General features: G+C 56.7%; 18 protein-coding genes and 1 other RNA gene. 4 read left to right on the top strand and 15 right to left on the bottom strand.

The features are described from left to right. Positions 1-48: 48 nt before the first annotated feature. From KP707_RS00590 to aroA, 6 genes are all read right to left on the bottom strand, one after another. A complete protein-coding gene (locus tag KP707_RS00590) occupies positions 49-1,071 on the bottom strand; it encodes a glycosyltransferase (RefSeq protein ID WP_086633807.1) in 1,023 nt (340 codons plus the stop codon). 47 nt (positions 1,072-1,118) lie between these two features. After that, entirely contained in the window at positions 1,119-4,100 is a 2,982-nt protein-coding gene (locus KP707_RS00585) for a glycosyltransferase (protein WP_211501848.1), read from the bottom strand. Between the two features lie 19 nt (positions 4,101-4,119). Beyond that, entirely contained in the window at positions 4,120-7,470 is a 3,351-nt protein-coding gene (locus KP707_RS00580; RefSeq protein WP_211506899.1) for a glycosyltransferase, read from the bottom strand. Between the two features lie 234 nt (positions 7,471-7,704). Next, on the bottom strand, positions 7,705-9,414 hold the full coding sequence (gene rpsA, locus KP707_RS00575) for a 30S ribosomal protein S1 (RefSeq protein WP_086633806.1): 1,710 nt from the start codon (positions 9,412-9,414) through the stop codon (positions 7,705-7,707). A 251-nt stretch (positions 9,415-9,665) separates the two neighbouring features. Beyond that, positions 9,666-10,304, bottom strand: a complete 639-nt coding sequence (gene cmk / locus KP707_RS00570; protein WP_211501846.1) for a (d)CMP kinase — start codon at positions 10,302-10,304, stop codon at positions 9,666-9,668. Further along, the gene (gene aroA / locus KP707_RS00565) at positions 10,301-11,626 is read right to left on the bottom strand and encodes a 3-phosphoshikimate 1-carboxyvinyltransferase (protein WP_064274152.1); all 1,326 of its coding nucleotides are present in this window, start codon (positions 11,624-11,626) and stop codon (positions 10,301-10,303) included. Before aroA ends, cmk begins: the two co-directional genes overlap by 4 nt. Positions 11,627-11,776: 150 nt before the next feature. Between aroA and KP707_RS00560 the strand changes: the two genes are divergently transcribed. Together KP707_RS00560 and KP707_RS00555 are read left to right on the top strand one after the other, a co-directional pair. After that, on the top strand, positions 11,777-12,109 hold the full coding sequence (locus tag KP707_RS00560; RefSeq protein ID WP_046900134.1) for a TIGR02300 family protein: 333 nt from the start codon (positions 11,777-11,779) through the stop codon (positions 12,107-12,109). Between the two features lie 61 nt (positions 12,110-12,170). Next, the gene (locus KP707_RS00555) at positions 12,171-12,650 is read left to right on the top strand and encodes a hypothetical protein (RefSeq protein WP_249202707.1); all 480 of its coding nucleotides are present in this window, start codon (positions 12,171-12,173) and stop codon (positions 12,648-12,650) included. Position 12,651: 1 nt separating this feature from the next. Here the strand turns inward: KP707_RS00555 and KP707_RS00550 are convergent, their stop codons facing one another. From KP707_RS00550 to KP707_RS00515, 8 genes are all read right to left on the bottom strand, one after another. Then, positions 12,652-13,398 carry an SDR family oxidoreductase gene (locus KP707_RS00550; protein WP_211501845.1) on the bottom strand — a complete coding sequence of 249 codons (747 nt, stop codon included), beginning with the start codon at positions 13,396-13,398 and terminating at the stop codon, positions 12,652-12,654. Next, positions 13,395-13,988 carry a recombination mediator RecR gene (gene recR, locus KP707_RS00545; RefSeq protein ID WP_211502214.1) on the bottom strand — a complete coding sequence of 198 codons (594 nt, stop codon included), beginning with the start codon at positions 13,986-13,988 and terminating at the stop codon, positions 13,395-13,397. Before recR ends, KP707_RS00550 begins: the two co-directional genes overlap by 4 nt. Before the next feature lie 33 nt (positions 13,989-14,021). After that, positions 14,022-14,345 (bottom strand): YbaB/EbfC family nucleoid-associated protein, encoded by a 324-nt coding sequence (locus KP707_RS00540; RefSeq protein ID WP_211501844.1) that lies wholly within the window; start codon positions 14,343-14,345, stop codon positions 14,022-14,024. A gap of 16 nt (positions 14,346-14,361) precedes the next feature. Further along, a complete protein-coding gene (locus KP707_RS00535) occupies positions 14,362-16,305 on the bottom strand; it encodes a DNA polymerase III subunit gamma/tau (RefSeq protein WP_211501843.1) in 1,944 nt (647 codons plus the stop codon). A 101-nt stretch (positions 16,306-16,406) separates the two neighbouring features. Then, positions 16,407-16,501: signal recognition particle sRNA small type (gene ffs, locus KP707_RS00530), an RNA gene on the bottom strand. A 46-nt stretch (positions 16,502-16,547) separates the two neighbouring features. Beyond that, positions 16,548-18,347 (bottom strand): gamma-glutamyltransferase, encoded by a 1,800-nt coding sequence (gene ggt / locus KP707_RS00525; RefSeq protein WP_211501842.1) that lies wholly within the window; start codon positions 18,345-18,347, stop codon positions 16,548-16,550. Further along, positions 18,344-19,147 (bottom strand): type I methionyl aminopeptidase, encoded by an 804-nt coding sequence (map, locus tag KP707_RS00520; protein WP_046900141.1) that lies wholly within the window; start codon positions 19,145-19,147, stop codon positions 18,344-18,346. Before map ends, ggt begins: the two co-directional genes overlap by 4 nt. Before the next feature lie 86 nt (positions 19,148-19,233). Beyond that, positions 19,234-20,289, bottom strand: coding sequence for a D-alanyl-D-alanine carboxypeptidase family protein (locus KP707_RS00515; RefSeq protein ID WP_046900142.1), 1,056 nt, complete (start codon positions 20,287-20,289; stop codon positions 19,234-19,236). Positions 20,290-20,536: 247 nt separating this feature from the next. Between KP707_RS00515 and clpS the strand changes: the two genes are divergently transcribed. Then, positions 20,537-20,965: an ATP-dependent Clp protease adapter ClpS gene (gene clpS / locus KP707_RS00510; RefSeq protein WP_249202706.1), complete on the top strand. Its 429-nt coding sequence runs from the start codon at positions 20,537-20,539 to the stop codon at positions 20,963-20,965. Between the two features lie 124 nt (positions 20,966-21,089). Beyond that, positions 21,090-23,402: an ATP-dependent Clp protease ATP-binding subunit ClpA gene (gene clpA / locus KP707_RS00505; protein ID WP_099210941.1), complete on the top strand. Its 2,313-nt coding sequence runs from the start codon at positions 21,090-21,092 to the stop codon at positions 23,400-23,402. 47 nt (positions 23,403-23,449) lie between these two features. On the opposite strand, the gene KP707_RS00500 is transcribed toward clpA, so the two are convergent. Then, the gene (locus KP707_RS00500) at positions 23,450-23,914 is read right to left on the bottom strand and encodes a DUF3465 domain-containing protein (RefSeq protein WP_211499846.1); all 465 of its coding nucleotides are present in this window, start codon (positions 23,912-23,914) and stop codon (positions 23,450-23,452) included. Positions 23,915-23,967 lie beyond the last annotated feature (53 nt).

Raw genomic sequence — 23,967 nt, 5'->3', positions numbered from 1 at the left:
GGGCACAACAGCCCGGCTTTTAATGAAATCACAAATTCCAGTCGCTTTTCAGCCAAGGAAGCCTTCAGCCTGAAGAACCGACAGGGCCTGCTGGATACGGTGCTTGTAAAGATGCTGCTCCATCGTTCTGGCCTGTGCCTTACGGCTCATAGCCAGACGGGCTTCATCGTCTCCGATGTACTTCTCCACAAGCCGCTCAAAATCGATCCGGTTTGAGAAGACCGGAATTTCGTCTGCATTATAATACCGACGAAGCTCATGCGTATCTTCATGAAAGACCTGGAACGCGCCTGCCAGAGCGGCTTCGAACGTCCGCGGGCCAGGCGTGGAAGGAGCAATCACAAAACGCTTGTTCTCGAAGTGGAGTGAACGGCCAAGGTTCAGCACCAGCTTGGAACGGCGATACAGCTCAACCAGCTGGGATTTTTCAATACGGGCATCCGAGAAGCCAATGCCCAGCTCGCCCCAGCCAGGACCAACAATCTTGATATTCAGGTTTCGCAGAACCGGAAGCAGATTGCGGACAATATCCTTACGGCTCGTGAACGCCACACCACAGAACAGAACATCGATCGTCTTTTCGACATTCTCTTCAATTGGCATGTAATGCAAGCTCGGGCTTGCAGCCAGCGGAAGGTGGAACACCAGATCACGCTGATAGAAGTTATGGCCCCAGCGATCACAGGAGAAAACGACATCGAAGTCATCGGCGATGCGATAGTTCGCATCCTGCTCATAGGGGTCTTCTGTGGCCCAGAAAACCGTGACAGCGCCAATCTTCTTGGCCTCACGGCAGACCTCACCAAAATAGGTGCTTTCCGGCAGATATGACCCGATGGCGAAAACAATCGTTGGCTTCAGGATCTTGATGGACGCTGCTGCCGCAGAAATGTGAACAGCCGTAACGTTCTCTTCGCCAAAGCACTCACCCCATCCATCCATGATCGATTCACGGATCTGGGCATTGGCCTGACTTTCATAGCGGCCGCCACTGCACACCAGAACACGTCCGGTCAGGCCAGACACTTTCCGCTCCGTTTCAGAGGAACGATCTTTCACTTCTGTCGACATAGCCTCACCTGTTTCCTTAAACTTCATGCCCCGGGTGCGTGGCGTCTTCAAGCTATACACGCCTCAAGGATCTTGGACAGATCCTGTCGGAACCGCGCTGGTGCGCAATCCCGCTCCACCGCCTTCAGCGCTTCACTTCTCAGTCGGGCCCAGAGTGTACTGTCCTGATAAAGACGGGCGACATCAGACGCAAATTCTTTGGCATCATCCGCAGGCGCAGACAGCAATTCAACATCGTCTGTCCAGCCCACCTGCCCCGCCAGCAACGTCGTTACAACCATCGGCACGCCAAATGCGGCAGCTTCCTGCACTTTAAACGGTAAGCCACCGGCAAACCGCGTAGGCGCAACGAAGACGCGATGCCTGTTGAACAGCGGTGCAAGATCATGCACCGGACCAACAATATCCACACGAGGATGCCGCGCAAACACACTCACATCCACCGAGGGATGAATGAAGCCCGCAATCGTAAATCGAACGTCTGACGGCAGAAGATCATCCAGAGCAGGGAGAACCTCCCCTACAAACCATTCAAGACTGTCATGATTCGGCGCACCTTCATCATGCAACGCACCGAGAAAAAGAATATCTCGCCGGGCGTCGAATGTGGCCTTCGTCGGACGGGTCCGCATTTCATGTCCCAGAACGGAGACATTTTCGTACCCGGCGCGACGCACCAGATCTGCGTCCTGCTCAGTGACCGCGACGATCTGCTGGCAGTAATGAGCACATTCCAGTTCCCGGCGTAGCATCTCATCAAAGCTCAATGCCGGCTTCGGCAGATCAAGCACCTTGATGCGTTCCAGCGTGCGTGGCGTGGAAATCACTTCCGTATCCAGCACAGCACCCGCTGTCGGCAGATAGCGGCTGGCCTCGTTCATGATAGGCAGGAGGCGCGCCATGTTGTGCGTGCGGCCAACCCATACCAGATCGTAATATCCTGCACGCGCCTGAATAAAATCCGGGAAGGTGGAAAGATGCTGATCCGCGATCAGCTCTACCGTCTCCGGAAAATCTCCAAACAGGTCCAGTTCACTCTGGTCCCTAGGGAGGAGGGGAAACACGGTGACCTGATATCCCAGCCCCGCCATAGCCCGCACCACGTCATTGGAACGCACATACCCTGAACCCAGACGCCTCAGAGGAAGGCGATCTTCAATGAACAGGATATGCTTGCGATCTGAACGACGCTCCCGCGCCTGCACAGCATTTCGAATATGAGCCGGCTGCTGATGCCGTAGAAAATCCTGATGTGCACGCGAAAAAATGCGCAGATTGGCGTGGATCAGCGTCTGAGATCCCACAGAGCCGGAACTGCCGTACTCAAGGTGCTCCACCACGACATTAGGATCATAAACAATCCGCGCGCGCATTTTGAGAATGCGGACACACAGATCCGTATCTTCAAAATAAGCAGGACGGTACCGCAGGTCGTAGCCACCGAGTTGAATGAGAATGGACGACCGCACCATGAGAAATGCTGCCGAACAGTAATCCACATCCCGGACGAAGTTTGCTTCAGGAAGGTTCGGACTGTCTTCCCGGCGATATCCATAAGTCGCACCATCACGCCAGATGATGGAGCCTGCTTCCTGCAAACGCATATTCGAGCGAATGAGCTTGGCACCAACCGCACCAATGTCATCACTTGAACGCAGACGCTGCAAAGCGTGTGCAACACTGTTTGGATAGAGCCGTAGATCGTTGTTCAGATAAAGAACAAACGGCGCATCAACTTCTGCAAGACCAATATTGCAGCCTTCCAGATATCCAATGTTATATCTGAAGCGCAGGATTTTGGCGCCATGAACCATTTCGTCGAGACGACGTGTCTGATCGTGTGACCCAGAGTCCACGACGATAAGCTGGATGGCCCCGGAATAATTTGCGCGCAATGAGGCCAGAGCCTGCATTGTCAGGGCAATCCGGTCATAGACCACGACAATGACACTGAGTTCCGGCACGCCCACGACGGTGAAATCCAGCGGATGGCGAGCCAATGCCGGCAGAAGCGCTTCTGCTTCGCGCTCGAACACCTGCCTTGACTGGCTTTCCTCAATCTCAGGGGTTTCGACCAGCGAAGCACGTTGCCCCTCGCCCATTCTGGCCGCAACCAGATGAGCAAAAGGGCTGTCATAAAGATGGTTCCGCACGTCGTTACGGACCTGTGGACGGCTCAGATGAGCGGCGAGATCCACATCGGCTTCAGGCGCACGCCCCTCATGTGCCCCGAACAGCAAAAAATGCTCATAGCCATTGCGGAAAGAGCCCATGTCCAGACAGGCGACCACATCTGGATGAGTGTCTGCATAGAAGCGCTCGGAGAACATTTCCTGCGGATCAAAGAGCCGCGGCGTTTCATTGGTGAGATAATGATGAAGCGCGCTGCTATAGCGCCCTTCAGCAATATCGCGCCGAACGTCCGGATAGCGCTCCAGATACCAGACCGGATCAAAATACCAAGAGACACGCCCAGCATCCGCGATATCGGACGGGAGGCTGAGCCACGATGCAAACAGGCCAATCCGGCTGTCAAAATAGTCGGGATAACGTAAGGCGAGCCGGCGACAGAGTTCATCGTCGAAAAAACGATGCCCGCTGTAATAGCGCGCTTCGCCAACTTCAAGATAATGATCATAGCCGTTGGAGAACCCCTGCTCCTGCAAGGAGCGTCGGGTCAGTTCCGGATAACGGCGAAGATAATCGACTTCGTCAAACAGCCAATGTGCCGAATGACCATGATAGCCCTCGGCACAATAGTGCTCAAAGCCTGACCGGTATTTTTCCTGGATCAGGTCCCGGCGGACATCCGCATAGGTTTCCCGATACCAGATCTCGTCAAAATACCGGTTAGGAGAATGGCCGTAGCGCTGGCCCGTCTCAAGATAAAACGCATGAAGATCCTGATGGCCTTCATCGCGCATCCAGTCCCCAACCTCCGGATAGCGCAGCAGATACCACTGCGCATCAAACTGGCGCCAGCGAGGCTCGCGCGCAGCGGGAGAAAACTCAGGAACCGGATCGGACATAAAAAACTGACCCCCAGGTTCAGGCTATGGCTTTCTCATTCAAAAGCCGCTCCGAACGCTCAGCCTGTTCCGGTGTCAGACCTTCACGGCCTGTCGATACAATCCGTCCACCATCAAACGTCGCAACCAGATCCGTAATATGCGTGCCGAAAACATCCCCGGTCACATTGATCAGCGCGACACGATAGACGCCATCCATCGGGCGAGCATACCCCTGCATCGGGCTTAGTGTGCCCGAGAAACCTGCGCAGAGCGGAGCATCACGATGCACGCCTGCCACGTCCTGACGCGCAATACGGTCTGTCGCAAACAACGTCACTTCGTCACGCTCCGTCTGAATCAGGCCAACATAAATTTGCCCTGCGCGAGACAGGCTCTTCAGGAAAGCCCAGCCGCGAACATAGATGCTTCCAAACGGCTCAATCTCCTGAACCGGCTCTCCAATGACGCCTGTAAATTCGTCAATGAAGTTTTCCAGCATGCCACTGCCATACGGATGCAGTTCATTCTTCTGGAAACCAGACAGCTTGATACCGCGAAGCAGCCCATCACTGTGAGAAACACGATTGAAGTCAGAGAGGATCACGTCGTTCGAAGGCGCTGAGCGATGAATCGCGTCAATCTTGCCGCCCTCAACTTCGATCTGAATAGACGTCAGCTGGAAAGCTGCCTGACCGTTGATGACATTGATCAGACCAACACGGAAACGACCTTCACACCATTTTCCACGCAGGGCTGTCTTACCAGAGAACCCTGAACGACGCGGAGATCCGTTGAACATTTCAACAATGTCGCCACGAATTTCACGTTCGCATTCAAGGAAGATCAATGGACTGTCCGCGCCTTCTTCAATCAGCACAGTCAGCATACGTCCAGCCGTGCTGACACCTGGAAGCAGGAACCAGCCACGAATATGGAACTCATTGGCGCCCTTGAAATCTTCGTCTTCGTTCGTGGCAAAGACATGATGACAAACGTCGTCAATGTAGCATTCGGCGCCCTGGATGGAGAACCAGTCCGATACGGGAATGGGGAGCTCGACAGAGAGATCACGCGTGGTCGGCGGATCAAAAATATGACGCGGGGGAGCCTGATGACGCCATGATGCGTGCGGCAGAAGATGCACCTGCCCTGCATCCAGGCGAAGATCCGCAACGCCCATCGGACGACGTGGCACGACATCCTGATAAAGTTTCAGCAAGCCGTCCGCATAGTCACGGGCATGCGTCCAAAGATGCGGGCCAATGTTTGCCATAATCTTTTTACGCACAGGCTCGGAAGAACGCAGAAGTTCGAGACGTTCCAGAACCATGCTTGGGCGATTGATGGGGACCTTGAAACCGTTGACACCGTCTTCAACACGATCCCCCAGAGCGCCGACATCGGTCACAATGGGGATCAGACCGTTCTGCCAGGCCTCAGACAGGGAAATGCAATAAGTTTCCGGCCAGATCGAGAGGTTGAGCGCGACATCAGCCTTTTTCAGAGCCTCGATGTCACCCATGTCATAACGGCCATAGAGCTTCACATTCGAGCGGCTGCTTGCGTTCAGAACAGCTTCATACTCGGGGTGCACATAACCGAAGATGTGGAAGACAAAATGATCCGGATGAGCGATCTCGATCAGGCTCAGGATCGTATCTGCACCCTTGGTTCTCAGGAAGTTACCGACAATCGCAACGTTCAGCGGCGCGTCACCCAACGGAGCATAGCTCTTCGGCTTGACGGGCACAGTGTTCTCAGGGCTCGGGATACCCGTGATCAGACTGATTTTCTCGTTGAGGATCGGATAGATCTCATGCGTCAGATCACGAGAGTGCTGTGTCCCAAACATGATGGCATCAACAGAATGAAGCATCTTGGCGACAAAGGCCCGACGCGTCTGTTCACCACCATGATCAACATTTTCAGAAGCCTTTAGCGTGATATCTGCCGACAGGACTGACCGGACCTCATCTTCCACATAACGCAGTTCGTGGTTCAGCAGGTTGTAACGAGCCGAGACCAGCCAGAAGTCATGCGCGGAGAAAACCACGCCCACACCATTGGCCTTGGCGATGATGGGCAATGACAGTGCGTGATGTCCAAGATGCTGGAAATGGACAATGTCCATGTTGTACTGACTGATTACGCTCGAAAACGCCATTTCTTCAGGCGCGTCGCACATCGCGTCCTGCCAGCCCACTTCCGGCACGTCAAAGCGCTCGAGTTCCTGCCCACTCGCAGTCGTCAGACGGCAGAACGTGCCACGACGCAGCCAATAGAAAAACTCAACGTCGCGGCCAAGCAAGGAGCAAAGCGCCTGCTGGTAAACTTCAACACCGCCCCACGCCTGCTCATGAATTGTGGAATGCGTGCACATCAGCACCCGCAGACGACGGCGACGCTCGACCGGCACGATGTCGGCGGCTTTGCGGCGGCCAAAATCAGCCCCCGTAATATCACGCATTTTCTCGAGACGATGCTCGTACAGATGATGCGCCAGTACTGACTTCTGGGACGCCTGCGCCGCTTTGCGGCGTGTGTTCTTGTTGTTCAGGATACGGGCGACGGCATCCACGACGCCATCGGGATCACGCGCAAGGCTGATTCCTTCGACCGTATCGAAATGCTCGCTGCCCATGCTTTCCGGCGCTTCGACAACCTGTGCCGTACCGCCCAGAGCAAGTTCGAAAAAGCGCGGTCCCGGAGCTGTCGCCTGGCTGACGTCACCATGGCTGGCGTAATCACGGAACATCGTCAAAGTGACAGCGCTGACATTCGCGAAGTCAATAAATGCTTCGTGGCTGATCGGGCGCTGGATCGCAAGAGCCGCAAGATCTGCGGGGAGCGGCGGCAGATATTCGTTACCAGGGCAAACAAGCTTCAGCTTGGCATCCGGAAAGGCAGCAATCACGCGTCGCAGGGTTTGGACGCGGTTCGGCCACATCGTACCAGCAAAAAAGATATCATATTCCAGCTCAGCAGCCGGAAGAACCTTACGCTCATGAATGGAGCGGCTTGCTGCCAAGGGAAGGTAGTGCCCCTTCCCGTGGTAGTATTCGGCGCAGGACGGATCGTTCGTAAAGACGAAATCAAAGAGACCGGCATTTTCAACATTGAAGTCCCGCATGAACGGGTCTTCAAACGTCCAGAGAATCAAGGTCTTGAATGCAGGTCGAACGCGACGGATCAGTGGAAGATTAATCCGCTGCGCATCCAGACAGATCAGAACATCATGTTCACCAGAAGCAGCAATACTGCCCAGGGACATATTGTCAGCGACAACAACCTGGTCATTACCAAATAGAGATCGGGCCGCCCGTTCGACCGCCAGCGTAAGGTAGGAATTGGGATTGTGGGTATAATTTGTGTTGTAAATAACCGCCATCAATCTCCTGAGCGCAAAGCGCCCACTCCCATCTCAAACCGACGCAATCAGTCTTCCGGGCAAGAGACCACAAGACCGCTGCCATCACGATACTCAATTCTTACCTGAAGGTTTACAGCAACAAAAGCCCCTGACAAGAAAGAAGATCATTACATCTCAAATACAAAAAAGGGCCGCTTGCGCGGCCCTTTTCTAAAATCATGACAACATAGAGTTATCTGATTTTCAGTCTCTTCAGACGTCTGTAGTACGACGACGGATTGCCGCACCCAGAATGTCACCCAAGGAAGCGCCCGAGTCAGAAGAACCGTATTCGCTGATCGCAGCCTTGTCTTCCTCGACCTCGCGGCCGCGGATCGTCAGCGCGAGCTTGCGGGAAGCACGGTCAACGGAAACAATCTTCGCATCGACCTTTTCGCCAACTGCGAAACGCTCCGGACGCTGCTCAGCCTTGTCACGAGCCAGCTCTGCACGACGGATGAAGCCGGTCAGCAGATCGTCGACCTTCACTTCGATACCGTTTGCCTGGACTGCCGTCACGACGCAGGTCACAACAGCACCCTTCTGGATGCGGGACAGGGTGTCGGCTGCCGGATCTTCCTGAAGCTGCTTGATGCCCAGGGAGATACGCTCCTTCTCAGGATCCACGTCGAGGACCTTGGCCTTAACGACCTGACCCTTCTCGTAGTTCGCCATGGCTGCTTCGCCAGCTTCGTCCCAAGACAGGTCGGACATGTGAACCATGCCGTCGATGTCTGCGGAGAGGCCAATGAACAGACCGAACTCGGTGATGTTGCGGATTTCGCCTTCGATGACAGAGCCAACCTTGTGCTCTTCTTCGAACTGCTCCCAAGGGTTGCGCTGAACCTGCTTGAGACCAAGCGAAATACGACGCTTGGAGCTGTCCACGTCCAGAACCATGACGTCGACTTCCTGGGAAGTAGCGACGATCTTGCCCGGATGGACGTTCTTCTTCGTCCAGGACATCTCGGAAACGTGCACCAGACCTTCGACGCCCGGCTCCAGCTCGACGAATGCACCGTAGTCGGTGATGTTCGTGACGCGACCCGTGAAACGGGCACCAGCTGGGTACTTGATGGCGACGTTTTCCCACGGATCAGCTTCAAGCTGCTTCATGCCGAGGGAGATACGCTGCGTGTCCGGGTTGAAGCGGATGACCTGCACGCGAACCGGCTGACCGATCTGCAGAGCTTCGGACGGGTGGTTGATGCGCTTCCATGCGATGTCGGTGACATGCAGGAGGCCGTCAACGCCGCCGAGGTCAACGAACGCACCGTAGTCGGTGATGTTCTTGACGACGCCGTCAAGGATCATGCCTTCCTTCAGGCCCTGGATCAGCTCGGAGCGCTGCTCTGCACGGGTCTCTTCAAGAACGGCACGACGGGACACAACGATGTTGCCACGTGCGCGATCCATCTTCAGGATCTGGAACGGCTGCGGCTGCCCCATCAGCGGACCGACGTCACGAACCGGACGGATATCAACCTGGCTGCCCGGAAGGAACGCCATTGCGCCGCCGAGATCAACCGTGAAGCCACCCTTGACGCGACCATAGATCGTGCCGTTGACGCGCTGGTTGTTGCCGAATGCACGCTCCAGAGCGGTCCATGCTTCTTCACGACGAGCCTTCTCGCGGGAAAGAACGATGGAGCCGTCACGGTCTTCGTAACGCTCGACATACAGCTCGACAACGTCGCCCGGCTTTACGTCCGGAGCAGCGCCTGGCGGGCCGAATTCCTTAAGGGAAACGCGACCTTCGCTCTTGAGACCAACATCAACGATAGCGAATTCGTCGGTCAGACGGATCACGCGGCCAGTGACGACGGAGCCGTCAAAACCGGTGTCGCGGCCCAGGGTCTCTTCGAGGAGGGCTGCAAAATCTTCCATGCCGTGAGCGGCAGGGGCCTGTGTGGCTGAAGCCATGTAAATACAATATTCCCGGATTTTCGGCCTGAAACCGATCATCCACGTCTGCGCCACGCGGATCGAAATCTGGCATGACGACTCCCCGCTGCCTCAAAAGGTCAGACCGGGTCCGTTAAATTATGGCCCGCACGCAAAACGCATGACGGACGACACTTCCCCCCTTCGGGCAAGGTGCTAACCCGCAACAACACCTTCCACAGGCGCTCTGTCAATAAAAAAACAGGTGTCAGATGGGCAGATACCGCAACTCAGATCCGAGTTATGCGCCGCCTGATTTCTTCATGCGCCTTTTCAAGCACTTGCTCTGCAGAAAGCTCATCTGTCTCAATCAGAAGCGCATCTGCGGCCTGCACCAGAGGCGCAGTATCCCGAGAAGAATCCCGCGAGTCACGCGCAATGATTTCAGCAATTGCAGCGTCCAGTTCAGCCTCTGCAATCGCTACGTCCCCGTGCACTTGGCGATGGCGACGAAGGGCCCGCGCCCTAGGGGAGGCCGTGATGAAAAACTTTACGTCCGCATCCGGGAAAACAACTGTGCCGATATCCCGCCCGTCAACAACGGCCCCTGTCTGGGCGGCGAATACACGTTGACGCTCCAGAAGAGCTTCACGCACAGCAGGCTGGCTAGCTACGAGTGAGGCGCCGCGGTCGATTTCCGGAACGCGCAGATCGCTTCTCCGCAGATCCTCCTGCTCTAGCGCTTCCGCCTGTGCAGAAGCATCGCCCGCAGGGTCAAGACCTGCATCAATCATGCGCCTTGCAACCGCACGATACAGGAGGCCCGTATCCAGATAGGGCAAGGACAGCCGGGAGGCGAGCGCCTTGGCCAGCGTCCCCTTTCCGGCAGCTGCTGGCCCATCAACAGCAATGACGAGCGGACGGCTCATGCCCGGATATCCGCACCCAGACCATTCATGAGGTCAACGAAACCGGGGAAGCTGGTTTCAATGAAGGCCGTATCATCAATATGAACCGGCTTCTGCGCCGCCAGACCAAACACGATCCCACTCATGGCCAAGCGATGATCCATGTGCGTCGTCACGCTTCCGCCACCTAGGGGGCCCTGAAAACCACGGACAATCAGGTCATCGCCCACCACTTCGGTTTCAGCGCCATTCACATTCAGCAGGGAAACCGTAGCAGCCAGACGGTCACTTTCCTTCACCCGAAGTTCTTCCAGACCACGCAGGCGGGAGGAACCTTCCGCAAAAGCGCAGGCAACGGCCAGAACGGGATATTCGTCAATCATGGACGGTGCGCGCTCTGGCGGCACATCCACACCCTTGAGCTTGCTGTGTCGTGCGCGAAGGTCGCCTACAGGCTCGCCGCCCTCAACACGCTCGTTTTCGATAGTCAGATCCGCACCCATTTCGAGCAGAGTGGTGAACAGACCCGTCCGAAGCGGATTCAAACCGACATTCTCAATCAGAAGATCGGAACCAGGAACCAGCAGCGCAGCCACAAGCGGGAATGCAGAAGACGACGGATCACCCGGAACTGTCACGTCCCGTGCAGTCAGCTTCACCGGTCCGGTCAGCTCGATTCGGCGTCCACCAGCATCCAGAACAGAGACATCAACATCCACGCCAAAATGACGAAGCATATTTTCCGTATGATCGCGGGTAGCAACAGGCTCTTCCACAACCGTCCGGCCAACGGCATTCAGCCCGGCCAGAAGAACTGCTGATTTCACCTGCGCAGAAGCAACTGGCAGACGATATTCAAGCGGTTTCGCCTGACCATTGCCACGCACGGCCATCGGCAAACGGCCGCCCTCACGGGACAAAAACTCGGAACCGTTCTTAGAAAGCGGGTCCATCACACGACGCATTGGACGGGAGCGCAGGGAAGCATCCCCGGTCATGACGCTGTTCATCTGGTGGGAAGAAAGAATACCGGACAGGAGCCGTGCTGCTGTCCCGGAATTCCCCATATCCAGCACATCTGCCGGCTCCGTCAGCTCACCGACGCCACGGCCGTCGATGGTCCAGACAGCGCCGTCACGCGTGATCGTCGCACCCAGCGCGCGCATGGCGTCTGCGGTGCGCAGAACGTCTTCACCCTCCAGAAGGCCGTAAACCTTCGTACGGCCATGTGCGAGGGAGGCCAGCATCAGCGAACGATGGCTGATGGATTTGTCACCCGGTACGAGGGTACGGCCGGAAAGTCCCTTCGGGGACGCGGAAACTGTCAGAGGTCGCGCTTGCATGTGCACTTTCATGCGAGGGTCATTCCTGTGTGTCAATCACCCTGAAATACGTCCCCTCATGCAGATTTCGGGACACTTGGAGTTTGACATGGCGGAAACAAGCTGGCATGGCCGCGTTCCTTATCCGAGGCATTGGCAGGCTTGCGCAACATGGCAAAACCCGAACTCGGTCTAAAACGGACGTGCGTTGAGTGCGGCGCCCGCTTCTATGACCTGAACCGCGTCCCTACGGTGTGCCCGAAATGTGGCACCACCCAGCCGAACGATATCGGCCGTCTCAAGCGTAGCGAAGGACCGCTGCCTGAGGAGAAAGATCCGAACGCTCCGAAGGACGAGAACGAGGATGATGTAGACGTCGATCTGGACACGGACGATGATGCAGATGACGATGTCATCGCAGCAGACGACGATCTGGATGATGACGATGATCTCTCGAACGACATCGAAGTTTCGACTGACAAGGACGACCGCGACGACCACTAAGGTCGTCCGTGCTCTTTCCTTTGCAGCAGTATTGAGCGGCTGTGCCGGTCCGGGAGACGCCTTGTCCCCGGATCGCGCAGCCGTTCGTGCATTAAAGGACCGCCTGGAGCGTCATCCCAGCGCAACAGCCGTTCTTCAGGAGCATTGCTCCGTTCCCATCCGCGTTGTGCGCCTCCCCGTTGGAGAACAGCCTTCACAGGAAACCCTGCGTCTTCTGGAAGTCTCAGACCCTCGGCAGGTTCGCACACGTCACGTTCAGCTTCTGTGTGGGGATGTCCCGCTCTCGGATGCCTGGAACTGGTATGTGCCGGAACGCCTGACAGATGACATGAACCATCTGCTGGAAACGACGGATACGCCTTTTGGCAAAGCTGTCTCGAAGACGAATTTTTATCGCCAGCGACTCGAAACACGTTTTCCAGATAACACCACAGGAATCGTGCTCGAAAACCGTGCGGTCCTCAGACGCGCTTCAGACAACGCACCAATTTCTCTGGTTGTGGAAGATTATCTGCCTGGTGCGCTGAAACCTCAGCCCTGATTTATCGCGCAGGCGACCAGTTCAGGTGTTGGCCGCCATCCATGGCCAGCATCTGCCCCGTGACGGACGGGAGAGAAAATAGCGCGAGCGCGGCTTCAGCGATTTCTTCGGGAGACGACCCGCGCTTCAGAGGCGTTTGCGCGCACATCTTGTCAAAATGCTCCTGAGACTGTCGGCCAACTGTTGGCAGAACAGGCCCTGGGCCAATGGCATTAACGCGAATACGCGGCGCCAGTGCCAGCGCAAGCGTTTGTGTCAGTGTCCACAAGCCAGTTCGGGACACGGTGTAGCTGATAAAATGTGGCGTCAGATTCCACACGCGCTGATCCAGCATATTCAAAATCAGCCCTTCAGCCTCTGCCGGCAGAGCTGCTGCCATCGCCTGAGACAGGACGAACGGAGCCCTCAGATTCGGCTCAAGATGCTGGTCCCAGCTTTCGCGAGTTACAGTCTCGACTTCATCACGAATGAACGCTGAAGCATTGTTGATGAGCACACCGATCGGACCAAGCTGCTGAACTGCTTCAGCAGCCAGCCTGTTCACATCCGCTTCACACGACAGATCTGCGCCAATCACACATCCGCGGCCGCCAATGTGATCGAGCAGATCCAGCGCTTCTGTTTTGCTTTCGCGATAATGAATGGCAACAGAAAAACCCTGCCCGGCCAGCATTTCAACCAACGCCCGACCGATCCGACGCGCGCCACCGGTCACAATCGCCGTACGGGGGACCAGAGCGGAAATCATAATGCGCGTCGTGCAATCAGGGCAGCGGCCAACGTGCCATCATCGAGCACATCCAGAGCGCCCCCCATAGGAACACCATGTCCGACACGACTGACGACCACGCCCGTTGATGCCAGTTTTTCCTGAAGCCAGTGCGCTGTGGTCGCCCCCTCAACTGTCGCGCCAAGAGCGAGGATGACTTCTCTCACTCCACCTTCGGCAATACGGTCCAGCAGGGACGAGACATTCAGATCTTCAGGGCCAAGACCGGCAAGCGCCGATAACGTCCCACCCAGAACCTGATAGACCCCGCGATGTACGCCAGCTCGTTCCAGGGCCCACAGATCACCCACAGTTTCGACCACGCACACCAGACCGCCATCACGGGTTGAATCCGTACAGATATGGCAGGGATCGATGGTGTCGAGATTACCACAAAGGGAACATGTGCGGACGCTTGTGGCGGCCCGTTCCATGAGCTGCGCCAAAGGCAACATCCGGGCCTCCGGCTGCCGCAGCAAACTGAGCGCAGCGCGACGGGCTGACCTAGGGCCGAGCCCCGGCAGGCGAGACAGCATGGAAATCAGCTGCTCGATGTCATTGCTGATCATCATGATGTGACGCCCGCAGAAAAACTATTCAGATCAGAACGGCAGCTTCAGACCCGGCGGCAGATCCAGACCGCCCGTAACGTCGCGCATGGCTTCAGAGCTGGCCGCTTCAGCCTTGTTCTTGGCATCCGTATAGGCTGCCACGATCAGGTCCTGCAGCATTTCCATCTCGTTTGGATCAGCCAGCTTCGGATCAATTTTCAGACCCCGCATTTCGCCTTTACCCGTAAGTTGAAGTGTCACGAGACCACCGCCAGCCGAACCATCTACCGTCAGATTTGCCAGATTTTTCTGGGCCTCTTCCATTTTGGACTGCATCTGGCTGGCCTGCTTCATCAGTCCTGCAAGGTTCTTCATAACGTCTCCTGGTCTTTCAGTTCAGATCATCTTCATCAAGGAAATCAGCGTCCAGAGGCGCGAATTCCAGATCCGGAGGAGAGTCCTCCGTCAATGGTGCGGTTATTTCGGGTGGAAGACCGTATTCATCAAGGGAGTGGTCTTGCACATCGCCGATTTTCGCACCGGGGAAAGCATCAAGAATGGCTTGGACCAACGGGTGTGCCTCAACCATTGCACGGTTGATGGCCACCACTTCCGCACCCTGTTCGTCCAGGGTTGGCTCACCTTCGGCTGTGGAAAGACTGATGCGCCACTGGCCGGGAAACATCTCTTCAAGAAAATTCTGAAGGAGACGGTCCGCCTTGGTGTGCTGGTCTTCTAGGCGAACCTGCACATCGGGGGGTGAAAAACGTACCAGATGCACCGACGAGCGCAGAACCCCATGCAACTGCGGCTGCTTGTCCCACACCAGAGCGACCATCTCGCGCCATGTTCGTGGCGGGGGCGGAGGAAGTTCGGGTTCCGGCGCCAGCTCAGGAGCAGCCTCCGCATAACCCGGCTCAATAATTTCGCCGCCATTGGCCACCAGACGGACATGCGCACGAGGGCCACCTGTGTCAGTGGACGATACGGACGTCGACAGCACAGGCGCAGTCTGCAACCCAGACGACATCTCTCCGGACGGAGTTGCTCCACCCGAAGGGCCTGATGGCAATGAGAGATCGACCCCGCCTTCAGTCAACTGACGGATCAGACGGTCAGGCGTCGGGAGAAGGCTGGCGTGGCACAGTCGAATCAGAACCATCTCAGCCGCCTGACGACGATCCGGCGCAGATTCGACTTCGTTCACACCCTTCAGAAGAATCTGCCAGGCTCGTCCCAAACTGCTGGTTGAGAGCCTGTCTGCCAGCACGCCACCACGCAGTCTTTCGGCTTCTGGAAGGTCCCGGCTTTCACGAAGACCTGGCATCGCTTTGAGACGGGAAACAAGATGCAGAAGATCCAGAAGATCCGTCAGGAGAACGCCGAGATCAGCACCACGCGCATAAGCCTGATCGGTAAGGTCCAGGGCCTCTGCTGCCTTGCCGGCCATAAGGGCATCAAGCAGATCAAAGACCAGTCCACGATCTGCCAGACCAAGCATGTCTGACACGGCATCGGCGTCGCTCGCACCCTGTGCAATCGCCTGATCCAGCAGAGATAGTCCGTCACGGACCGAGCCATCAGCTGCACGGGCAATGAGCGCCAAAGCGTCTTCGGAAAGAGTGGCTCCTTCCTTTTCGGCAATACGCCCAAAATGTTCGGTCAGCAGCGCCTGAGGCACGCGCCGGAGGTCAAACCGCTGACAGCGGGACAGCACCGTCACCGGTACTTTCCGCAATTCCGTCGTGGCAAAAATGAACGTGACCTGTGACGGAGGCTCTTCTAGCGTTTTCAGCAGAGCATTGAACGCATTGCGAGACAGCATGTGCACTTCATCGATGATGAAGACTTTCATGCGCGCCTGCATCGGGCGAAAACGGGTCGCCTCAATGATTTCACGCACATCATCAACGCCCGTGCGAGACGCTGCATCCATTTCCAGGACGTCCGGATGCCGGTCCGCGAGGATGGCAGTGCAGTTTGCACAGACGCCACAGGGCTCTGCGGTCGGCCCACCCTTCCCGTCTGGCCCAATGCAGTTCAAGGCGCGTGCGATAATTCGGGCAGTCGTGGTTTTCCCCACGCCGCGCACACCCGTCAGCATGAACGCATGCGCCACACGCTTCAGCTCGAACGCACGACGCAGGATTCGTACCAGCGAGTCCTGACCAATCAGGTCATCGAGTGTCTGGGGGCGATATTTTCGGGCAAGGACACGATAAGGCGTGCTTTTTTCTGCCTGAACAGGAACTGGAACCTGCTCGGCCGGGGCTTCACCAAAGAAGCCACCACTGCTCTCGGGCGGCAGGGGAAGATCGTCGATGTCGTCAGTCATGAAACTGGAAAGCCGTCAGAGCGGGGAATGAGACCGCACTCTGTCGGTCTTGCACCGGGGCGCCTGGCAGTAAAACTGCCGCGCCCACAGGCTGCACTAGGTAGGAGGCCGGACATTTAACCCGGATAAAACTCACTGCGGCTGCTTCCTTCCGGACCTGACCGGGTTGGCAAGGTATCCGTCCAAAGCCGACCTCCCGGCGCTCTCCTAACACGGAGATAGGGGTGTCTGACAACCCCCTATCATTCACCCACGGCTTCACCGCCTGCATGACGCGGATCAGCAGCCCCATAAATGAGCCCGGTTTTGTGTGCGGAGAGGCTTGGGCGGTCCGCAAGAATACCTTCTGCCACACCCCATGGGCGGTGCAGAGACAGCGCATATCCCTCAGATTTCAGCTTATCCATGACGTCGTCCGTCAGGGCCCCCGGTTCCAGCTCCACAGCAGATGGCTCCCATTGCTCGTGGATTCGCGGCAGATCCACCGCCTGACGGATGTCCAGCCCGTAATCGAGCACACCCAGAATGGCCGAGAGTGTGATCGTCGGAATGCGGGAACCACCGGGGCTGCCGATAACCATAATCACCTTGCCATCCTTGGAGACAATCGACGGTGACATGGATGACAACGGTGTCTTGCCCGGCGCAATGGCGTTGGCTTCTGAACCGACAATCCCAAACATATTGGATGCGCCCGGCTTGGCCGAGAAATCATCCATCTCGTCATTGAGCCAGATGCCGGTGTTGCCACCCATGACACCTGAGCCGAACCACCCGTTCAGGGTATATGTCGCGGAAACGGCCATGCCGCTCTTGTCCAATACCGAGAACTGGGTCGTCTCGTGCTTTTCCTGCGTGTCAGGAGCAGCCGGGGCAGCTTTAACCGGAAGCGCCTCACCAGCGCGGAGGGTGCTGGACGGCAATGCCTGATCAAGCGGGATCCCTGCCCTGACCTGTGCGGCATATGCCGGATCATTCAGATGTTCGATCGGATTCTTGACGAATGCCGGATCCCCGAGATCGCGTCGATCCGAGTACGCATGTCGCATGGCTTCAATTTCACGCTGAGCAGACGCCGCCGTGTGCAGGCCAAGGGCGTGCATATCGTAGCCGGAAAGAATGTTCAGAATTTCGCATAGCGCGATGCCACCACCACTCGGAGGGGGTGCCGTGTCGATCGTGTACCCACGATAGGTGCAGCGGATCGGCTCAAGAAACCGGATATGATAGTTTGTGAAATCTGACGGCTTCAGAAGGCCACCACCTTCTTCACTGGCCCGCACGATTTCAGCGGAAATCGGACCTTCGTAAAACGCTTTCGGACCATTCTTGGCGACCAGCTCAAGAGAATTGGCCAAATTTTTCTGAATCAGCCGGTCTCCAGGCTGAAAGGATGATCCGTCCGGACGCAGAAAAATAGAACGTGCGTATGGGTCCTGACGGAAATACTTCGTGGACGTGTCGAGAAGTTGCACGTCGCCTTCATTGAGCACAAACCCATCACGGGCGAGCGCTATGGCAGGGGCCATGACTTTTGCCCGTGGCAAACGCCCCCACTTCTGAAGGATCGTATCCAAGCCTGCGACAGTCCCCGGAACGGCAACTGCTTTCCAGCCTTCTGTTGAAAGCCCCGGAATGACTTTGCCAGACGCATCCTGATACATGGTGGCTGTTGCGGCACCCGGGGCGTGCTCGCGGAAATCCACAAACACTGTCTGCCCGGATTTCAGACGGATCGTCATAAAGCCGCCACCGCCGATGTTCCCTGCAGCGGGATAAACGACAGCAAGCGCATAGCCAACGGCCACCGCAGCGTCGATGGCATTGCCACCTTCCGCCAGGATTTTGGCACCAGCATCAGAAGCGAGATGCTGGGCAGAAACCACCATGCCATGCTTGCCAGAGACCAGAACGCCCGGGGAGGTATGATCCGGGCCAAATGCCAGAGGATCATGGGCAGAGCTCAAAGGGGCTGCCGTGGGAGCAGCCAGCGCCGTGCCCCCCGTCAGGCCCGCGACAATCAGGGCAAAGAGTTTTTTCATGCGCCAGCTCCGTATGGGGGCTTGTTGTAACCTTTCGGGGACAGCGTGAAGATTTCACATCCGTCGTCCGTCACGCCAATCATATGCTCGAATTGTGCAGACAGCGTCCGGTCACGCGTGACAGCTGTCCAGCCATCATCAAGAATTTTCACTTCAGGTTTGCCGATATTCAGCATCGGCTCAATGGTGAAAACCATTCCCGGTACGAGCTTTACGCCCTGCCCTGGCTTTCCGTAATGCAGAACATTCGGAGCGGCATGGAAGTCCCGGCCGATCCCATGTCCACAGAAATCGCGCACGATGGAGAAGCGGTTCTTTTCCGCATGGGCCTGAATGGCATGACCAACATCGCCCAGCGTCTTGCCTGGCTTGACCTGCTCAATACCAAGCATGAGGGACTCATACGTCACCTCAACCAGTTTTTCAGCTTTCTTGGGGGCCTTGCCGACGATGTACATCCGGGAATTATCCCCGTACCAGCCATCCAGAATGGACGTGACGTCAATATTGACGATATCGCCGTTGGCCAGCTTCTTCTCACCGGGGATGCCGTGACACACAACATGGTTGATCGAAATGCAGCAGGATTTCGGGAAGCCATGATAATTCAGCGGAGCCGGCGTGGCGCCGTGAGCCAGAGTGAACTCATGAATAAGAGTGTTGAGTTCTTCCGTCGTAACGCCCGGCTGCACATGCTCGGTGATCATATCCAGCGTTGCCGCTGCAAGATGACCGACCGTTCTTAGATGTTTGAAATCTTCACTGTCATAAAGAACAATCCCACGCGAACTATCATCCATGTCTACCGCCCGATCCTCAATCTCAAAACTGGTCGGGACAAAATGCGACCGTCACGAGCGGATCGCAAGGCACGGAGGCGAGTTTTTCACCCGCGTGGGTGACGACCTGCCTTGTGATGGGCAGCAACATGGTGCGCACTGACCATGCGAACCGAGACAGCATGATGCGCAACCCGGCCATAACGACGTGGTGACGTTGGCGCATCCGCCACTTCAACAGGGCGGCTTGATGCAACCATCGTCCCATGATGAGCGAAACGACCACCACGACGCGCAGACGCGATCATGACAGTGCGCGGCGCGACCGGATGAAGAAGAGGCTGTGGCGCGACGCCTTCTGAAGCAAAACCATCGTCCAGAATGGACGCCATTTCCATCGAACGGCGCGCATTGGAGGAAGACCCGAGCACCACACCAATCAGACGAACATTTCCACGAATGGCAGACGTGACGAGATTTCGCCCCGCAGCATCGGTGTAACCCGTCTTCATGCCGTCAGCGCCCGAATAGATTTTCAGCATCGGATCATGGTTAGGAACCAGATGACGATGGAAATAGAAGGAAGGCACGCCGAAATAGTGATAATACTGCGGGAAATCGTTGATCAGGTGCTGTGCAAGAAGCCCTAGATCATGCGCTGTCGTAACCTGATCAGGGTCAGGCAAACCGGAGGCGTTGCGGAACGTCGTGTTGGCCATGCCCAGCGCACGCGCCTGCTGCGTCATGAGCTGAGCAAAACGGACTTCGTCGCCACCACCCAGGAACTCACCCAGAGCGCAGGCAGCGTCATTCGCTGATTTGGTGACGAGCGCCAGAATACCCTGCTCAACGGTCAGCCGGGTGCCCGGAACCAGCCCAAGCTTGGACGGAGCCTGCATGGAGGCATGAATGGAAACCGGGACTTCCTGATCCAGTGTAATCTGATGTGCTTCCAGCGCACGGAAGGTCAGATACAGCGTCATGAGTTTTGTCAGGGATGCAGGATACCGCTGAAGATCGGCGTCAGACTGGGACAGAACGGCACCTGAATGTGCATCCATCACGAAACTGGACGTGTGGCCTGCGTATTGTGCTTTGGCAGAGCCCGCACCAACTGCAGTCAGAGCGCATAACAGAAGGGCCTTGCGGACAGGGAAACGCATTATGTGGCAGCCTCTGAACAAAACATTGAACGCTGGAAACATCGGACTGTTTAACGCAGTCCTTAATCCCGTTACTCTAGGCGCAACAAAAAGCGCCCGTCCACAAGGTTTGGGGCAGTTTGCTTAATTTTTCGTAAGCATGACCCAAACCCGACCAGAACATGTCAGGAAGATGGCGATATTCACGAAATGTACTCATCCTTACCCCCTTCTCAAGTCGGGGGAAGCGTCCCATATCATACCAGTCATGTCTTCTTACGATCTCCCTTCACCAGCCACCTCCCATTCTGAAGCCGAGTCCATTTTCGGACCAGTCAGGATGGGGCCGGGATCATCGGACCCAAAAGGTCCGGCAAATCCACGCCTGCCCGATGACGAAGATCTTGAGATCAGCGTTGTCGTTCGCCCTCGTACACGAACGCGCAAGCCGTCGATGTACAAGGTTCTTATGCTCAACGATGACTACACACCGATGGAGTTTGTCGTGCACGTGCTGGAACGGTTTTTTTCCAAGAACAGGGAAGAAGCCACCACCATCATGCTGCATGTGCATCAGCGGGGCGTAGGGGTCTGCGGCGTCTTCACCTACGAAGTTGCGGAGAGCAAGGTCGCTCAGGTTATGGATCTGGCCCGCCAGAACCAGCATCCGCTTCAGTGTACGATCGAAAAAGACTGATTTCCCGCCACAGTCATACAGGCATCGGACAATTTCTTGTTCAGCCTTACGTTTCTGACTGGCGTTACGTGTTGCACCACGACAAGATACCTCTTCCACGAGAGGTCGAGAGGAGCGCCACCCTATGCTGTCCCGTACGCTCGAACAGACGCTCCACCGCGCCCTGACATTCGCAGGTGATCGGCGTCATGAGTATGCCACCCTCGAACATCTGCTGCTGGCTCTGACAGAAGATGCCGATGCACTGACGGTTTTCCGCGCTTGCGGAATTGACCTCGACAAGCTGCGTTCGGATCTGACGGACTTTCTGGACAAGGATCTTGCCGGTCTTGCATCCGACCGTCCGACAGAACCAAAACCAACAGCGGCTTTCCAGCGCGTAATCCAACGCGCGGCTATCCATGTGCAAAGCACAGGCCGCGATGAAGTTACGGGTGCCAACGTTCTCGTTGCGCTCTTTGCGGAACGTGAAAGCCACGCTGTGTACTTCCTGCAATTGCAGGACATGACGCGACTCGACGCCGTGAACTTCATTTCGCATGGCATCGCCAAAGCGCCGGACCGTGGCGCTGGCCGTAAGGCTGCCGCTGCATCCAAGGATAATTCCGAGCGTGAAGAGCGCAAGGAAACAGCCAAGGACGGCGCACTCGCGACCTATTGCGTCAATCTGAATGACCGTGCCCGTGAAGGGCGGATCGATCCACTGATTGGTCGCGATCAGGAAATCGAACGCACGATCCAGATCCTGTGCCGCCGCACCAAAAACAACCCGCTGTATGTGGGTGACCCGGGCGTCGGCAAGACTGCGATCGCGGAAGGCCTGGCAAAGCGTATTGTTGAGAAAGACGTGCCTGAAGTCCTGCAGGACTGCACAATCTACTCTCTCGACATGGGCTCCCTGCTGGCTGGCACACGTTACCGCGGTGATTTCGAAGAACGCCTCAAGGCTGTCGTGACGGAAATGGACCAGACGCCCGGTGCGATCCTGTTCATTGATGAAATCCACACAGTCATTGGCGCGGGTGCGACGTCTGGTGGTGCGATGGATGCATCGAACCTGCTCAAGCCAGCTCTGGCCGCAGGCACGCTGCGCTGCATTGGCTCCACGACATACAAGGAGTTCCGTCAGCACTTCGAGAAAGACCGTGCACTGGTCCGGCGCTTCCAGAAGATTGACGTCCCTGAGCCGTCAGTCGAGGACACGATCAAGATCCTGCGCGGCCTTAAGGGCAGCTACGAGAAGCACCACAAGGTTCGCTATACCGACGAAGCCCTGCGTGGCGCCGTCGAACTGGCCGCCCGGTATGTGCATGACCGCAAACTGCCCGATAAAGCCATCGACGTCATTGACGAAGTCGGTGCGGCGCGGATGCTGGTGCCTGAGAACAAACGCCGCAAGACCGTGACGCTACGGGATGTGGAAGATGCAATCGCCAAGATTGCCCGCATCCCACCCAAGAGCGTCACGGCGGATGATCGCGAGACCCTGCGCCATCTGGAGCGGGATCTGCGGAACATGGTGTTCGGGCAGGACAAGGCAATTGACGCACTGGCTGCGGCAATCAAGCTGTCCCGTGCGGGTCTGCGTGATGCTGAGAAGCCGATTGGCAACTACCTGTTCTCCGGCCCCACGGGCGTCGGCAAGACGGAAGTTGCACGTCAGTTGGCATCGTCTCTTGGCATCGAACTAATCCGCTTTGACATGTCCGAATACATGGAGCGTCATTCGATCTCACGTCTGATCGGCGCGCCTCCAGGGTATGTCGGGTTTGATCAGGGTGGACTGCTGACGGATGCAATCGACCAGCATCCCCATGCCGTCCTGCTGCTGGACGAAATCGAAAAGGCCCATCCGGACCTTTACAACGTCCTGCTTCAGGTCATGGATCATGGCCGCCTGACAGACCACAACGGCAAGACAGTCGATTTCCGCAACGTGATACTGATCATGACCACGAATGCGGGCGCGGCTGACCTGTCCAAGGAAGCGATCGGTTTCGGCCGGACCAGCCGTGCGGGTGAGGATGAAGAGGCGATCAAACGCACCTTCACACCTGAGTTCCGTAATCGTCTGGATGCGATCATTCCGTTCGCTAACCTGACGCCCGAAACGGTGGGCCGCGTGGTGGAGAAGTTCGTTCTCCAGCTCGAAGCCCAGTTGGCTGACCGTCACGTTACGATCGAAATCTCCTCTGCTGCCAAAGAATGGCTGGCCGAGAAGGGTTATGATCGCCTGTATGGCGCACGTCCTCTGGGCCGCGTTATTCAGGAGCACATCAAGAAGCCACTGGCCGAGGAACTGCTCTTCGGTCGACTGGCCAAAGGCGGGGCCGTCAAGATTGGCCTCAAGAACGACGTGCTGGACTTCGAGATCATTGAAGGGACCGGCGTCAAAGGCGACAGCAGCGCCGAGAAGAAAGACGAAGCGACCAACTAGACCGCCCGTCACGAAAAAGCCCGTAGGACATTCCTACGGGCTTTTTTTTATTCGTAGCGGTGTCCGTTAACGGTCACATATCCGGGCCAAGGCCATTTGCGGCTGGTGCCGTGATGCGTCCAGTCGATCCCCTGCTTACGCAGGCTGTCGTAGTAGTACCGGCCCTGAACCTCGACGGTGTCACCCTTCTGCACCCAGGGCCATTGTGGGGCAGTCATTTCATCCAGCCCGGACACAATCCGGATGGACACGCCCTGCCCTACATCCAGGTAGAAATAGCCATGCCATCCGCTGCGGGTCCGCTTCGCATGGGGTGCAATGGCGATGACGCGCCCGCAAATATGCTCGGGAAGATCCGTCCGGGTGGCGCCACGTTGCTCGAAGGTCTGCTGGTCACTCAGGAATTTTGCATTGTCACAGCTTGCCGGCATCGGCGCTATCGCCTGTGCCAGAGCAGGAAGTGGCGCACCAAAACATGCCATCGCAGCCAGAAGTCTCAGACGGGACATCATCAAAAGCACTCTCCAGTCAGGAAAGTGCTTTTATGCGCCGAAACACATCCTGA

It is taken from the genome of Gluconobacter sp. P5E10 (genome assembly GCF_018812145.1).
GTDB classification, from domain to species: domain Bacteria; phylum Pseudomonadota; class Alphaproteobacteria; order Acetobacterales; family Acetobacteraceae; genus Gluconobacter; species Gluconobacter cerinus.
Note: the sequence above shows the minus strand (reverse complement) of the source record. Positions and strands in the feature narration are given on the sequence as shown.